Annotated in this window: 1 protein-coding gene; it reads left to right on the top strand. The window is 43.2% G+C overall.

What is annotated here, in order from left to right; all coding sequences use genetic code 11:
• Positions 1-2,963 (top strand): MBG domain-containing protein (locus BZG01_RS21685; RefSeq protein WP_281256464.1); only part of this gene is annotated, 2,963 nt, incomplete at both ends.

Here is a 2,963-nt window from a genome sequence, read left to right as displayed (position 1 = left end):
CCATTACGGTTACTGCAGATGCATTACAAACAAAAGTTTACGGAGATTCAGATCCGACATTTACTTACACGGCATCTTCCGCATTGGAAAGCGGTGACTCCTTTAGCGGAGCACTGTCAAGAACAAGTGGAGAGTCTGTAGGTTCCTATGCCATTTTACAGGGAACACTGAGTGCAGGATCGAATTACAATTTAACTTTTGTGAGTAAAGACTTTAGCATCACTAAAAAATCCTTGACCATTACAGCCGAAAACAAAAGCAAAGTTTACGACGGCGCGGTTTACAGCCCGTTTACGGTAAGTTATTCCGGTTTCGCAACAGGCGAAGATGAAACTGATTTATCAGGAACACTTGTTTATAGTGGAACAGCAACAACAGCAACCAATGTTGGAACCGGCTATGTCATCACTCCGGGCGGATTGACTTCATCCAATTATGCCATTACATTTGTTGATGGTTCATTGGATATAACCCAAAAAGCAATAACGGTAACAGTTGATGCAGGTCAGACGAAAGTTTACGGAGATGCAGATCCGACATTTACTTACACTGCATCTTCAGTATTGGAAGCTGGAGATTCCTTTAGCGGAGCACTGTCAAGAACAAGTGGAGAGTCTGTAGGTACCTATGCCATTTCTCAGGGAAGCCTGAGTGCTGGATTGAACTACGATTTAACTTTTGTGAGTAAAGACTTTAGCATCACTCAAAAAGCCTTGACCATTACAGCCGAAGGCAAAAGCAAAGAGTACGACGGAGCAGTATACAGTGGATTTACTGTTACTTACGCTGGATTTATAAGAGGAGAAGATGAAACTGATCTGGGAGGAGCACTTGTTTATAGTGGAACAGCAAGAACAGCAACCAATGTTGGAACCGGCTATGTCATCACTCCGGGCGGATTGACTTCATCCAATTATGCCATTACATTTGTTGATGGTTCATTGGACATTACTCAAAAATCCTTGACCATTACAGCCGAAAACAAAAGCAAAGAGTACGACGGAGCCGTATACAGTGGATTTACTGTTACTTATGCTGGATTTATAACAGGTGAAGATGAAACTGATTTATCAGGAACACTTGTTTATAGTGGAACAGCAACAACAGCAACCAATGTTGGAACCGGCTATGTCATCACTCCGGGCGGATTGACTTCTTCCAATTATGCCATTACATTTGTTGATGGTTCATTGGACATTACTCAAAAATCCTTGACCATTACAGCCGAAAACAAAAGCAAAGAGTACGACGGAGCAGTATACAGTGGATTTACTGTTACTTACGTCGGATTTATAACAGGTGAAGATGAAACTGATCTGGGAGGAGTACTTGCTTATAGCGGAACAGCAAGCACAGCAACCAATGTTGGAATCGGCTATGTCATCACTCCGGGCGGATTGACTTCATCCAATTATGCCATTACATTTGTTGATGGTTCATTGGATATAACCCAAAAAGCAATAACTGTAACAGCAAATACAGGTCAGACGAAAGTTTACGGAGATGCAGATCCGACATATACTTACACGTTATCTTCCGCATTGGAAAGCGGCGACTCCTTTAGCGGAGCACTGTCAAGAACAAGTGGAGAGTCTGCAGGTTCCTATGCCATTTTACAGGGAACACTGAGTGCCGGATCGAACTACGATTTAACATTTGTGAGTAAAGACTTTAGCATCACACAAAAAGCAATAACTGTAACAGCAAATACAGGCCAGACAAAAGCTTACGGAGATGCAGATCCAACATTTACTTACACGGCATCTTCCGCATTGGAAAGCGGTGACTCCTTTAGCGGAGCACTGTCAAGAACAAGTGGAGAGTCTGTAGGTACCTATGCCATTTCTCAGGGAAGCCTGAGTGCTGGATTGAACTACGATTTAACTTTTGTGAGTAAAGACTTTAGCATCACTCAAAAAGCCTTGACCATCACCGCCGAAGGCAAAAGCAAAGAGTACGACGGAGCAGTATACATTGGATTTACTGTTACTTCCGCTGGATTTATAAGTGGAGAAGATGCAACTGATTTATCAGGAACACTTGTTTATAGTGGAACAGCAACAACAGCAACCAATGTTGGAACCGGCTATGTCATCACTCCGGGCGGATTGACTTCATCCAATTATGCCATTACATTTGTTGATGGTTCATTGGACATTACCATTGCATCTCAAATCATAATTTTCAATCCTTTGGGAACAAAAGTTTATGGTGATGCACCATTTACAATTTTTGCAACAGGAGGTATTTCTGGTAACCCAGTTGTTTTTACTAGTTCAGATCAAAATGTTGCTGTCTGTTCGGGAGTTAATGGCGAAATTGTAAACATTATTGGAGTAGGTACATGTATGATTAACGCGAATCAGGCAGGTAACAGTAATTTCAATTCTGCAATTCAGGTTAGTCAAATACTAACAGTTAATAAATATATTGCCGGAGACACCGATGGAGATGGTGTTATTACTGATCCGGAAATAGCCGGAGACAATGATGGAGATGGTGTTGTTACAGATCCGGAAATAGCGGGAGACACAGACGGCGATGGTGTTATCACAGATCCGGAGATTGCAGGAGATACTGACGGAGATGGTGTTATTACTGATCCGGAAATAGCAGGAGACACCGATGGAGATGGTGTTATTACTGATCCGGAAATAGCAGGAGACACCGATGGAGATGGTGTTATCACAGATCCTGAGATTGCAGGAGACACTAACGGAGATGGTGTTATTACTGATCCGGAACTTGCCGGAGACACAGACGGCGATGGTGTTATCACAGATCCGGAGATTGCAGGAGACACTGACGGCGATGGTGTTATCACAGATCCGGAAATAGCGGGAGACACAGACGGCGATGGTGTTATCACAGATCCGGAAATAGCCGGAGACACTGACGGAGATGGTGTGATCACAGATCCGGAACTTGCCGGAGACACAGACGGCGATGGTGTTATCACATAT

Source organism: Labilibaculum manganireducens (genome assembly GCF_002843385.1).
Classification (GTDB): Bacteria; Bacteroidota; Bacteroidia; order Bacteroidales; family Marinifilaceae; genus Labilibaculum; species Labilibaculum manganireducens.
Note: the sequence above shows the minus strand (reverse complement) of the source record. Positions and strands in the feature narration are given on the sequence as shown.